The following is a 13,596-nucleotide window of genomic DNA, read 5'->3' as shown; positions in this document are numbered from 1 at the left end:
ATTTGCACCGGAGTCGTATCCGCGCAGTGAGGAAGCGCAACGTTGTTGCCCACTTCCTCATAATTGACGGTTCGCCGTCAGGACCGACCATGCCCATCTGTCACCCTCTCGCTGTACCGTTTCGCCCTGCCCTGCTTGCCTTGTACTGCTCCCTGAGTGTTACGGCACAGGCGGCCCCCCCATCGACGTCAGACAACGTGCTGGAGCTGGGTGCCACCAGCATCAATGCCGAAGCGCCGGCCCCCACTGCGCTGCCCCCCGAGTTTGCCGGCGGCCAGGTTGCACGTGGCGGCCAACTGGGTGTGCTGGGCAACCAAGACATCATGGATGTGCCCTTCAGCATGTCCTCCTACACCGAGAAGTTGATTCGCGACCAGCAGGCAGAAACCGTTGGCGACGTGCTGCTCAATGACTCCTCGGTGCGCCAGGCCTCGGGGTATGCGAACCAGTCCCAGACGTTCATGATCCGTGGCCTGCCGTTGAATGGCGACGACATTTCCTATAACGGTTTGTACGGCATCCTGCCGCGCCAGATCATCTCCACTGACGCCCTGGAGCGCGTAGAGGTATTCAAGGGCCCCAACGCGTTTATCAACGGCGTCACCCCCACCGGCTCGGGGATCGGCGGCGGTGTAAATCTACAACCCAAGCGCGCCGATGATGTGCCGCTGCGTCGTTTCAGCACCGACATCAGCAGTGATGGCCGGATTGGAGAACACTTGGATATTGGCCAGCGCTTTGGCGAAGACAACCGTTTCGGCGCACGGGTCAACCTGTCCCAGCGCGAAGGCGATACCGGCATTGATGATGAGAACCAGCGTTCGAAGCTGTTTGCCGCCGGCCTGGACTACCGCGGCGATGCGTTGCGCTTGTCCGGTGACTTTGTGTATCAGAAGCAACGCATCAACGGCGGGCGCAACTCGGTCTTTCTCGGCAAGCTCACCCACGTACCGGATGCCCCTTCGGCAGACACCAACTACGCACCGAGCTGGAGCAGTACCAACCTTGAGGATACCTTGGGCATGCTGCGCGCCGAGTACGACCTCAACGAATACTGGACCGCATACGCGGCAGCCGGCGCCAAGCACAGCCGCGAAATGGGGCGCTACTCGTCAGTGACACTGAGCGATAACCTCGGCAATGCCAGCGCCAGTGGCTCGACGATCGCCCACGAAGAAAACAACACCAGCGCGATGGGTGGGCTCAATGGCAAGTTCCAGACCGGCCCCGTCAGCCATCGGCTCAACGTCGGCCTGGCCGGTATCTGGACCGAGGCGCGCAACGCCTATGTGTTCGCCAGCGAAAAAACGCCAACCAACATCTATCACCCGGTGACCGGCGCGCCACCGGCCCTCAATAGCCCGCGCAATACTCCCGGTACCGACTTCAGCGATCCGACCATCACTGGCAAGACGTTCGTACGCAGCCTCGCGGCATCCGACACTTTAGGGTTCTTCGACGACCGCTTGCTGGTGACCGTCGGCGCACGCCGCCAGCAGATGGTGGTACAGAGTTACAACTACATGAGCGGCACCCGCACGGCCAATTATGACGAGTCGATCACCACGCCGGTGTACGGCATTGTGTTCAAGCCTTGGAAGTATGTGTCGCTGTATGCCAACCGCATCGAAGGCCTGGCCCAGGGCCCGACATCGCCGCTCAAATCCGGCAGCCTCACGGTCATCGGTGGCGGGCAGGCTTATGCGCCTGCACGGTCCAAGCAGATCGAAGCGGGTGTCAAAGTGGACATGGGCTCCTATGGCGCGACCTTGGGTGTGTACCGTATCGAACAGCCAGGCGCGGGTTATGCCGAAGCCATCGACGCCACCAACGCCCGCTATGTGCGTGAAGGCCAGCAGATCAACAAAGGCGTCGAGCTGAACGTATTTGGTGAGCCCGCCAGCGGCCTGCGCCTGCTGGGCGGAGTGACGCTGATGAATACCGAACTCAAGGGCACACTCAACGGCGCCAACGACGGCAACCGCGCCATTGGCGTACCTTCATTCCAGCTCAACGCGGGGGTGGATTGGGATGTGCCGGGCTTGCAGGGCGTGACCCTCAACGGCCGTATGCTGCGCACCGGCGGCCAGTACGCCGACGCAGCCAACGAGCTGAGCCTGCCGGCCTGGAACCGCTTCGACGTGGGCGCGCGCTACACCTTCATGCTGCAACAGCGTGAGGTGACGGTGGGTGCCACGGTGGAGAACGTGGCCAACGAGAAGTATTGGGAATCGGCCCAGGGTGGATTCCTGAGCCAGGGGGATCCGCGGGTGGCGAAGTTGTCGGCGACGATTGATTTCTGAAAACGTAAAAGGGTTGGGGGACAGAACTCCCCCCCGCCCCCTCACCTTGTTGGGCGACTGCTCAGATAATTTTCGATATTGCCCATTTGCTCGTCCCAGCCACGGGAGTTCATCTTGAAGGCTTTCTGACGCCGCGCTTCGGGTATCTTGTCAAAACCGGACTCAACGACCCGCAAGAGAATGCCTGGAGCGCGATCTTCAATCGTGAACTCCACCAGCGTCGGTGTTTCCTTATCGTAGTCGATGCCCTCTTCCACTGCGAAAGGATGCCACCAGAAAGAAAACAGCGTTTGGGGCAGGATGCGTTCGATCCTGGCCTTCCACACGACATGTTCGTAACCTTTGTAGGTAATGGGTGCTTCGATGGTTTCTCCGGCCACAAAGGTTTTACCCTTAAGCGCGATACCGAACCACTGACCAAATTGCTCGGCCTGCGTGAGTGCCTCCCAGACCTGTTTACGTGATGCGTTGAGCAGGACTTTGCGTTCGATGCGATCTAATACGTGCATAAGTCACCTCCTTCATTGAACACTAGGCGACATCAACCAATGCGCAACCTTGCGTTGTGCGCGATGATGATGACCCCCTCCTTGCCTGGCCATAGGTTATGACTGACCCACTGAATGGAAGTTGCTTGTGCAAAGGCGTGCGCTACCAAGTGGACAGCCTGGACATGCCCATCAGCCACTGCCACTGCGAAAGCTGCCGCAAGGCACACGCGGCCGCGTTTGTTGCCACGGCCGGGGTGATGCGTGAGCATTTTCGCTGGACGCAGGGTGAGCAACTGCTGTCGTCCTTTGAATCTTCGCCGGGCAAATTCAGACATTTCTGCTCGCGCTGCGGCTCACATCTGATCGCCGAACGTGAGCATCAGCCCCACGTGATCGTGCGGGTGGCGACGCTGGATGATGATCCGGGCGTCAGGCCCACCTCGCATATCTGGACGGCCCATGAAGTGCCCTGGCTGGCTTATGACGGCGTAGCGCGCTGGGACGAATGGAAGGTCTGAGTCAAACCCGTGGATCGCCAGGGGCCTTGGCCGGCGCCGCGTATTGCGGCTTTAGGTGGCCTTCCTGGTCGAGCAGCCAGGCATCCATGATCTGTCGCACCACAGGCCCGGCGACACGGCCGCCGGCCTCACCGTTTTCGATCATGACTGAAATCACGATTTGCGGATGTTCGGCCGGCGCAAAGCCGACGAACAAGGCGTTATCGCGGTGCCGCTCCAACGTCTTGTTACGGTTGTAGCGCTCACCCTGCTTGATCGCCACCACCTGAGCGGTACCGCTCTTGCCGGCGATGCGGTATTGGGCGCCTTGCGCTGCCGCCCGGGCAATACCGCGGGGATCGTGCATCACCAATTGCATGCCATGGTTGACCTGCTCCCAGTCACGCGGGTCCTTGAGGACCACGTTGGGCATTGGATGCTCATCCACAGGAGCCACACCATTGATGGTCTTGGCCAGGTGCGGCCGGTTCCATACACCTTTGTTGGCGATCAATGCTGTGGCCTGGGCCAATTGCAGAGGCGTCACCTGCATATAGCCTTGGCCAATGCCGAGAATCACGGTTTCGCCTGGGAACCACGGCTGGCGGCGGGTCGCACGCTTCCAGGCCTGGGATGGCATCAGGCCGGCAGATTCTTCGAACATATCCAGGGACACTTTCTGGCCCAGGCCGAACTCGGCCAGATAGTCGTGCAGGCGATCGATTCCGAGTTTATGGGCCAGGTCGTAGAAGTAAGTGTCGTTGGAACGCATGATGGCCGCGTCCATGTCCACCCAGCCGTCACCGCTGTGGTTCCAGTTGCGGTATTTGTGGTCAAAGTCTGGCAACTGATAGTAACCCGGGTCGAAGACTCGGGTTTGTGGGGTAACAACGCCACTGTCGAGACCAGCGATGGCCACTTCCGGCTTGATGGTTGAACCCGGCGCATAGAGCCCGCGTAGCACGCGGTTGAACAGCGGTCGGTCAATAGAATCATGCAGCGCTGCGTATTCCTTGAAGCTGATGCCGGTGACGAACAGGTTCGGATCGAAACTCGGTTTGCTGACCATGGCCAGTACTTCACCGGTTTGCGGGTCCAGGGCGACTACCGACCCACGACGGTCGCCCAAGGCCTCTTCGGCAGCTTCCTGTAGCTTGACGTCGAGGCTCAGGACAATGTTTTTGCCAGGGATGGGATCGGTGTGCTTGAGCACGCGCAACACGCGGCCCTGTGCATTGGTCTCGACCTCTTCGTAGCCGACATGGCCATGCAGTTCAGACTCGTAAAAACGTTCGATGCCGGTTTTACCGATGGATTGGGTACCGCGGTACTCCACCGAATCAAGGGTCTTGGATTCTTTTTCGTTGATGCGGCCGACGTAGCCGATGGAGTGGGCAAAGTGCGCGCCCAGGGGGTAGTGGCGAACGAATTGTGGCTCGACGTCCACACCAGGTAGACGGAACTCGTTGACGGCCAAAACGGCGATCTGCTCTTCGGTCAACTCGTAGAACAACGTGACGGGAACGAACGGGTGACGGGCCTGCTTGAGCGCCTTATCAAACACTGCACGGTCTTCGGCAGGCAGGTGTAACAGATTGACGATTTCGTCCAGCTCACCCTTGAGGTCGGCAGTGCGCTCACGGGTGATGGTCAGGTTATAACTCGGGCGGTTGTCGGCCAGGACTACGCCATTCCGGTCATAGATCAGGCCGCGAGTCGGTGTGATGGGCAGGACGTGGACCCGGTTGTTTTCGGAAATTGTGGAGTGGTAGTCGTACTGCACCACCTGCAGGAAATACATGCGCCCTACCAGCGCACACGTGATCCCAATCACCAGCACCGCACAGGCGAGCAAGCGCTTGTTGACCAGGCGGTTTTCTTTTTCGTGATCTTTGATAGGTATCGGTTCAGGCATTTCTACAGCATCTCGTTGGAAAAGGTCGACGCCGCATCCTGCGGATAAAGATCAATCCTTGTGAAAATGTGCTGCACCATAGCAAAAATGCAGAAACACTTTGTATCGAATTCCCTCAACGGCAGCTTATTTAATGTTGCCTGTCAATGGCCATTAATTTTGACCCACTTTTGGCCAATAGAATTGACCCACTTGCTCACCGCTAACCGCCGGTTTTCTGCTTCAAACGATAGCTCTCACCTCCCAGCATAAAGATGTGTGAATGGTGGATCACGCGGTCGATGATGGGCACGGCCACGTTGTCGTCATGGAAGAACTCGCCCCAGCTGGTGAAGTCCTTGTTGGTGGTCAGGATGACCGAGCGGTACTCGTACAGGTTGTTGATTAACTGGAACAGGTTGTACCGGGCTTGGCGCGTCATCGGCAGGTAGCCCAGCTCATCGATGATCAGCACGTCGTATTTGCTCAGCTGATTAAGGCGCTTCTTCAGCTCGCCCTTCATTTCCGCCAGCTCCAGATCCTCGACCAACGCCAGAGCCGTGCGGAACAGCACCTTGTAGCCCGCCTGAACCGCCTTGTGGCCAATCCCAATGGCCAAGTGGGTCTTGCCCACACCCGGTGGTCCGATGAACACCAGGTTGTCGCGGTTGTCGATAAAGCTGAAGTCCAGCAAGGTGCTGACCTGGCGCTTGGTGATGGTGGTCTGGTGCCGGTAATCGAAGGCCTCCAGATGCTTCTCCGAGGGGAACTGCGCCTGCTTGAGGTTGCGGCTTACGCGGCTACTGGAGCGGGCGTTAAGCTCATGCTCGACCAGTGACTGGGCGAAGCTCAGGTAGGACAGTTCATTGGCTTCGGCTCTGGCCAGCAGGGTGGCCAGCTCACCCGCGGTCGCGCTGAGGCGCAGGCTTCGGTACTGCGCGATAGTGCTGTCGAGCAGGCTCATTGGGTCACCCCGTGGCCAGTCGACTGGCCAATGCGGGCATAAGCGTTCAGGTCGGCGTGACTAACCTGGCTACCGGCCTCTGGCGCATAGTCATGGTCGCCGATGATCCGGCCCCGCGCCTTGGCTTGCTGCCATGCTTCGAGGTAGCGCTTGAGCCCGGTGGCGGTCAGTTCACTGCGCTCGCACAACTCGCCGAGCAACGCCGTATCAACCGGCGCATGGGCCATGAGCAGGTCGCGTGCAGCAACCAGCTGATCCTTGTAGATACGCGGCGAAGTACGCTTGAGCAGTTGGCACAGGGTTGCCCCAAGGGCATCGGGCAGGATCGAGTCGATGCCGCGCTCCAGGTCGGTAATGCGCTGGGCATGGTCTCGGTAATGGTTGTTGTTCTTGATCATCCGGCCCTTGGCCTTGCACAGGTCATGGGTGGCTATGAGTTCACCGCTCTCCAGGTCATGGATCAGCAACTGGTTGTCCTGTGCGCTGACACCGACACGGGCTTGCTGCCAGGCCATGGGTACCGAGTACTTGTTGGCCTGCCATGAGATCAAGCCGGTCTTGTCGACCTTGCGGGTCTCCCTTGTCGGCGCCACGTGCAGCAGGTTCTGCGGGACGAGATAGGGCTTGAGCTGACTACGCTCCAGTGCCTCGAAATGCGCTCTTGGATGCTGCCCCGTCGTGCCGTGCACGCGTGCGTTGGCGACAGTCTCGAGCCAATCATTCAGGTGCTGTCGGACGGCGGCCTCGTCCTGGAAGTGCTCGCCGTAGAAGCAGTCACGCTTGACGTACTTGACCCCGGCCTCCACCTTGCCCTTGCTCTCCGGGTCATAGCCCTCGCAGGCATGGATGCGGTACCCGACGGTAGTCGCATACTGGTGGAAGCGCTGGTTCAGCGTCAGCTCACGGTACTGCTCGTTGATCACCACCATCTTGGTCTGATCGTAGATGCACTCCTCGGTGACGCCGCCGAAGTAGCGGAAGGCCTCGTCGTGCATCTGGATAAACCGTTCGGTATCCAGCGGCCGGAAGTTCAGACCGACATACATCAGCCGTGAACAGGACAGCACAAACACCACAAAATGAACGACACGCTCCAGGCCGCCAATCATGACGCCTCGCAGCTCACCGGGGTCGACCTGACACTGCACGCCAGGCACTGACTCAACGACCGGCTCGTAATAGCGCAACTGGCCACTGGCAACCTGCTGCTTGAGCGCTTGCACATAGCGGCGAATGCTCCGGTCTGACACCGCCAGCTCGGTGGTGCGCTCCCTCAGGCGACGGGCCAGCTTGACTGCGCTCAGGGCTGGAAACTGACCCAACTGATTAATCAGATAATCGCGGTGCTCGTCGAGCACCTTGGTGCGTGAAGGGTCAGCAATGGTAGCGCTGATCTGCATCTCATCCAGGTGGAGATACTTGCGTACGGTGTTCCGGGAAATCCCCAGCTCACGACTGATGGCACGGACCGACAGGCCTCGGCCCTGGTCATACAACCCCTTGATCTTGTGAATCACAACCCACTCCTTCAATGATCTGTCCCCGGCCTGTGCATAAGGCGGGTGACGCTACATGGTCGGTGGCCAATGCCACTATGGGTGGGTCAAAATTGTTGGCCAGAGGTGGGTCAGTTTAATTGGCCATTAACAGTTGCCAGAAGCGCTGGAATTTTCGAGCGCCCAAAACAAAACCCCAACTGCTTTCGCAATTGGGGTTTCGGAATTTAATCTTGACGATGACCTACTCTCACATGGGGAAACCCCACACTACCATCGGCGATGCATCGTTTCACTGCTGAGTTCGGGATGGGATCAGGTGGTTCCAATGCTCTATGGTCGTCAAGAAATTCGGGTACTGAGTCGTGGCCAGTTGGCCTCGCTTCAGCAAATTGGGTAGGTGATAGATCTCGGTGTTTTGTGAGCGTCGAACTTTCGGTTCATTTTCGTCTTCACACACCGCAATCTGATGCTCGTTAGAGTAGTCAAATTGCTTGGGTGTTATATGGTCAAGCCTCACGGGCAATTAGTATTGGTTAGCTCAACGCCTCACAGCGCTTACACACCCAACCTATCAACGTCGTAGTCTTCGACGGCCCTTCAGGGAACTCAAGGTTCCAGTGAGATCTCATCTTGAGGCTAGTTTCCCGCTTAGATGCTTTCAGCGGTTATCTATTCCGAACATAGCTACCCGGCAATGCCACTGGCGTGACAACCGGAACACCAGAGGTTCGTCCACTCCGGTCCTCTCGTACTAGGAGCAGCCCCTCTCAAATCTCAAACGTCCACGGCAGATAGGGACCGAACTGTCTCACGACGTTCTAAACCCAGCTCGCGTACCACTTTAAATGGCGAACAGCCATACCCTTGGGACCGGCTTCAGCCCCAGGATGTGATGAGCCGACATCGAGGTGCCAAACACCGCCGTCGATATGAACTCTTGGGCGGTATCAGCCTGTTATCCCCGGAGTACCTTTTATCCGTTGAGCGATGGCCCTTCCATACAGAACCACCGGATCACTAAGACCTACTTTCGTACCTGCTCGACGTGTCTGTCTCGCAGTCAAGCGCGCTTTTGCCTTTATACTCTACGACCGATTTCCGACCGGTCTGAGCGCACCTTCGTACTCCTCCGTTACTCTTTAGGAGGAGACCGCCCCAGTCAAACTACCCACCATACACTGTCCTCGATCCGGATAACGGACCTGAGTTAGAACCTCAAAGTTGCCAGGGTGGTATTTCAAGGATGGCTCCACGCAGACTGGCGTCCACGCTTCAAAGCCTCCCACCTATCCTACACAAGCAAATTCAAAGTCCAGTGCAAAGCTATAGTAAAGGTTCACGGGGTCTTTCCGTCTAGCCGCGGATACACTGCATCTTCACAGCGATTTCAATTTCACTGAGTCTCGGGTGGAGACAGCGCCGCCATCGTTACGCCATTCGTGCAGGTCGGAACTTACCCGACAAGGAATTTCGCTACCTTAGGACCGTTATAGTTACGGCCGCCGTTTACCGGGGCTTCGATCAAGAGCTTCGCGTTAGCTAACCCCATCAATTAACCTTCCGGCACCGGGCAGGCGTCACACCCTATACGTCCACTTTCGTGTTTGCAGAGTGCTGTGTTTTTAATAAACAGTCGCAGCGGCCTGGTATCTTCGACCGGCATGAGCTTACGGAGCAAGTCCTTCACCCTCACCGGCGCACCTTCTCCCGAAGTTACGGTGCCATTTTGCCTAGTTCCTTCACCCGAGTTCTCTCAAGCGCCTTGGTATTCTCTACCCAACCACCTGTGTCGGTTTGGGGTACGGTTCCTGGTTACCTGAAGCTTAGAAGCTTTTCTTGGAAGCATGGCATCAACCACTTCGTTAACTAAAAGTTAACTCGTCATCAGCTCTCGGCCTTAGAATCCCGGATTTACCTAAGATTCCAGCCTACCACCTTAAACTTGGACAACCAACGCCAAGCTGGCCTAGCCTTCTCCGTCCCTCCATCGCAATAACCAGAAGTACAGGAATATTAACCTGTTTTCCATCGACTACGCTTTTCAGCCTCGCCTTAGGGACCGACTAACCCTGCGTCGATTAACGTTGCGCAGGAAACCTTGGTCTTTCGGCGTGGGTGTTTTTCACACCCATTATCGTTACTCATGTCAGCATTCGCACTTCTGATACCTCCAGCAAGCTTCTCAACTCACCTTCACAGGCTTACAGAACGCTCCTCTACCGCATCACTTACGTGATACCCGTAGCTTCGGTGTATGGTTTGAGCCCCGTTACATCTTCCGCGCAGGCCGACTCGACTAGTGAGCTATTACGCTTTCTTTAAAGGGTGGCTGCTTCTAAGCCAACCTCCTAGCTGTCTAAGCCTTCCCACATCGTTTCCCACTTAACCATAACTTTGGGACCTTAGCTGACGGTCTGGGTTGTTTCCCTTTTCACGACGGACGTTAGCACCCGCCGTGTGTCTCCCATGCTCGGCACTTGTAGGTATTCGGAGTTTGCATCGGTTTGGTAAGTCGGGATGACCCCCTAGCCGAAACAGTGCTCTACCCCCTACAGTGATACATGAGGCGCTACCTAAATAGCTTTCGAGGAGAACCAGCTATCTCCGAGCTTGATTAGCCTTTCACTCCGATCCACAGGTCATCCGCTAACTTTTCAACGGTAGTCGGTTCGGTCCTCCAGTTAGTGTTACCCAACCTTCAACCTGCCCATGGATAGATCGCCCGGTTTCGGGTCTATTCCCAGCGACTAGACGCCCTATTAAGACTCGCTTTCGCTACGCCTCCCCTATTCGGTTAAGCTCGCCACTGAAAATAAGTCGCTGACCCATTATACAAAAGGTACGCAGTCACCCAACAAAGTGGGCTCCCACTGCTTGTACGCATACGGTTTCAGGATCTATTTCACTCCCCTCTCCGGGGTTCTTTTCGCCTTTCCCTCACGGTACTAGTTCACTATCGGTCAGTCAGTAGTATTTAGCCTTGGAGGATGGTCCCCCCATATTCAGACAAAGTTTCTCGTGCTCCGTCCTACTCGATTTCATGACTAAGAGATTTTCGCGTACAGGGCTATCACCCACTATGGCCGCACTTTCCAGAGCGTTCCGCTAATCTCAAAGCCACTTAAGGGCTAGTCCCCGTTCGCTCGCCACTACTAAGGGAATCTCGGTTGATTTCTTTTCCTCAGGGTACTTAGATGTTTCAGTTCCCCTGGTTCGCCTCTTGCACCTATGTATTCAGTACAAGATAACCATCTTATGATGGCTGGGTTCCCCCATTCAGACATCTCCGGATCAAAGTCTGTTTGCCGACTCCCCGAAGCTTTTCGCAGGCTACCACGTCTTTCATCGCCTCTGACTGCCAAGGCATCCACCGTATGCGCTTCTTCACTTGACCATATAACCCCAAGCAATCTGGTTATACTGTGAAGACGACATTCGCCGAAAATTCGAATTTCTCAGTTAAGAGAACTCACAAATTTTACCTTAGCCTGATCCGTTACCAGTGAAAGTAACGTTCAGTCTATCTTTCTATCACATACCCAAATTTTTAAAGAACGAACTAGTCAAAGACTAGAAATCAACATTCACCATCACAACGATGGAATGCTCATTTCTAAGCTTTATACAAACAGAAGCAGTAGTGGTGGAGCCAAACGGGATCGAACCGTTGACCTCCTGCGTGCAAGGCAGGCGCTCTCCCAGCTGAGCTATGGCCCCGTATTTCTACAGGCGTTTCCCACACAAAATTGGTGGGTCTGGGCAGATTCGAACTGCCGACCTCACCCTTATCAGGGGTGCGCTCTAACCAACTGAGCTACAGACCCAATTTCGGGCTGCTTCTTTTCGTCTTCTTCAATGAATCAAGCAATTCGTGTGGGAACTTATGGAGCAGCTGATGTCGTCGATTAAGGAGGTGATCCAGCCGCAGGTTCCCCTACGGCTACCTTGTTACGACTTCACCCCAGTCATGAATCACACCGTGGTAACCGTCCTCCCGAAGGTTAGACTAGCTACTTCTGGTGCAACCCACTCCCATGGTGTGACGGGCGGTGTGTACAAGGCCCGGGAACGTATTCACCGCGACATTCTGATTCGCGATTACTAGCGATTCCGACTTCACGCAGTCGAGTTGCAGACTGCGATCCGGACTACGATCGGTTTTATGGGATTAGCTCCACCTCGCGGCTTGGCAACCCTCTGTACCGACCATTGTAGCACGTGTGTAGCCCAGGCCGTAAGGGCCATGATGACTTGACGTCATCCCCACCTTCCTCCGGTTTGTCACCGGCAGTCTCCTTAGAGTGCCCACCATTACGTGCTGGTAACTAAGGACAAGGGTTGCGCTCGTTACGGGACTTAACCCAACATCTCACGACACGAGCTGACGACAGCCATGCAGCACCTGTCTCAATGTTCCCGAAGGCACCAATCTATCTCTAGAAAGTTCATTGGATGTCAAGGCCTGGTAAGGTTCTTCGCGTTGCTTCGAATTAAACCACATGCTCCACCGCTTGTGCGGGCCCCCGTCAATTCATTTGAGTTTTAACCTTGCGGCCGTACTCCCCAGGCGGTCAACTTAATGCGTTAGCTGCGCCACTAAAAGCTCAAGGCTTCCAACGGCTAGTTGACATCGTTTACGGCGTGGACTACCAGGGTATCTAATCCTGTTTGCTCCCCACGCTTTCGCACCTCAGTGTCAGTATTAGTCCAGGTGGTCGCCTTCGCCACTGGTGTTCCTTCCTATATCTACGCATTTCACCGCTACACAGGAAATTCCACCACCCTCTACCATACTCTAGTCAGTCAGTTTTGAATGCAGTTCCCAGGTTGAGCCCGGGGATTTCACATCCAACTTAACAAACCACCTACGCGCGCTTTACGCCCAGTAATTCCGATTAACGCTTGCACCCTCTGTATTACCGCGGCTGCTGGCACAGAGTTAGCCGGTGCTTATTCTGTCGGTAACGTCAAAATTGCAGAGTATTAATCTACAACCCTTCCTCCCAACTTAAAGTGCTTTACAATCCGAAGACCTTCTTCACACACGCGGCATGGCTGGATCAGGCTTTCGCCCATTGTCCAATATTCCCCACTGCTGCCTCCCGTAGGAGTCTGGACCGTGTCTCAGTTCCAGTGTGACTGATCATCCTCTCAGACCAGTTACGGATCGTCGCCTTGGTGAGCCATTACCTCACCAACTAGCTAATCCGACCTAGGCTCATCTGATAGCGCAAGGCCCGAAGGTCCCCTGCTTTCTCCCGTAGGACGTATGCGGTATTAGCGTCCGTTTCCGAACGTTATCCCCCACTACCAGGCAGATTCCTAGGCATTACTCACCCGTCCGCCGCTCTCAAGAGAAGCAAGCTTCTCTCTACCGCTCGACTTGCATGTGTTAGGCCTGCCGCCAGCGTTCAATCTGAGCCATGATCAAACTCTTCAGTTCAAACATCTTTGGGTTTTTAAGAAACCCTAAACTTGGCTCAGCAATCGTTGGTTACATCTTTGATTTCTCGCGGAGTAACTTGTGATGCTGATAATCTTGTTGACTATCAGTCTGACTCCACAAGCACCCACACGAATTGCTTGATTCAGTTGTTAAAGAGCGGTTGGTTAAGATCTTTCGTCTCAACCGAGGCGCGCATTCTACAGCAGCCTCATTTGCTGTCAAGTGGTTATTCTCAGAAGTTTTCGAAGATTTCTTCAACAACTTCAACCACTTGCGCTTGCGATCTCTCGTAAGCGGGAGGCGAATTCTACAGCGTTACACGCTGCTGTCAACACCTCTTTTTCAACTTCCTTTTGGCTTCGATGAACTGAAGCAACTTGCTGTCGAGAACTGCGTAACTCTTTGTTTACCAAGGAGTTTTCCGTTTCGACTGCGCCGGAAGTGGGGCGAATTATAGGCTTCCAGAATTTGCCGTCAACCCAATTATTCGGTTTTTCTATCA

Annotated in this window: 6 protein-coding genes, 2 tRNA genes and 3 rRNA genes; 2 read left to right on the top strand and 9 right to left on the bottom strand. The window is 55.7% G+C overall.

Annotated features, from left to right (window positions below; genetic code table 11):
* Positions 1-89: 89 nt before the first annotated feature.
* Positions 90-2,303, top strand: a complete 2,214-nt coding sequence (locus ACWHXD_RS10700) for a TonB-dependent receptor (protein ID WP_138762723.1) — start codon at positions 90-92, stop codon at positions 2,301-2,303.
* Positions 2,304-2,344: 41 nt separating this feature from the next.
* On the opposite strand, the gene ACWHXD_RS10695 is transcribed toward ACWHXD_RS10700, so the two are convergent.
* Positions 2,345-2,812, bottom strand: coding sequence for an SRPBCC family protein (locus ACWHXD_RS10695; protein WP_138762724.1), 468 nt, complete (start codon positions 2,810-2,812; stop codon positions 2,345-2,347).
* Between the two features lie 98 nt (positions 2,813-2,910).
* Here ACWHXD_RS10695 and ACWHXD_RS10690 point away from each other — a divergent pair, with 98 nt between their 5' ends.
* A complete protein-coding gene (locus tag ACWHXD_RS10690) occupies positions 2,911-3,312 on the top strand; it encodes a GFA family protein (RefSeq protein ID WP_138762725.1) in 402 nt (133 codons plus the stop codon).
* 1 nt (position 3,313) lies between these two features.
* Here ACWHXD_RS10690 and mrdA read toward each other — a convergent pair whose 3' ends face one another.
* The 8 genes from mrdA to ACWHXD_RS10650 form a co-directional block, all read right to left on the bottom strand.
* The gene (mrdA, locus tag ACWHXD_RS10685; RefSeq protein ID WP_138762726.1) at positions 3,314-5,206 is read right to left on the bottom strand and encodes a penicillin-binding protein 2; all 1,893 of its coding nucleotides are present in this window, start codon (positions 5,204-5,206) and stop codon (positions 3,314-3,316) included.
* Positions 5,207-5,408: 202 nt separating this feature from the next.
* Complete coding sequence (gene istB, locus ACWHXD_RS10680; protein ID WP_064491510.1) at positions 5,409-6,149, bottom strand: IS21-like element helper ATPase IstB; 741 nt, start codon at positions 6,147-6,149, stop codon at positions 5,409-5,411.
* On the bottom strand, positions 6,146-7,666 hold the full coding sequence (gene istA / locus ACWHXD_RS10675; protein WP_081273177.1) for an IS21 family transposase: 1,521 nt from the start codon (positions 7,664-7,666) through the stop codon (positions 6,146-6,148). The genes istB and istA overlap by 4 nt, the downstream gene beginning before the upstream one ends.
* Before the next feature lie 210 nt (positions 7,667-7,876).
* Positions 7,877-7,992, bottom strand: a 5S ribosomal RNA gene (gene rrf, locus ACWHXD_RS10670).
* Positions 7,993-8,150: 158 nt separating this feature from the next.
* Positions 8,151-11,042: ribosomal RNA gene (locus ACWHXD_RS10665) — 23S ribosomal RNA — on the bottom strand.
* 247 nt (positions 11,043-11,289) lie between these two features.
* Positions 11,290-11,365 (bottom strand) — tRNA-Ala (locus tag ACWHXD_RS10660).
* A 30-nt stretch (positions 11,366-11,395) separates the two neighbouring features.
* Positions 11,396-11,472: transfer RNA gene (locus ACWHXD_RS10655), tRNA-Ile, on the bottom strand.
* Positions 11,473-11,554: 82 nt separating this feature from the next.
* Positions 11,555-13,091 (bottom strand): 16S ribosomal RNA (locus ACWHXD_RS10650).
* The 16S, 23S and 5S rRNA genes sit together here with 2 tRNA genes alongside, the layout of an rRNA operon.
* Positions 13,092-13,596: the final 505 nt, after the last annotated feature.

It is taken from the genome of Pseudomonas fjordensis (assembly GCF_976987115.1).
This window is presented reverse-complemented; position numbering and strand designations above follow the sequence as displayed.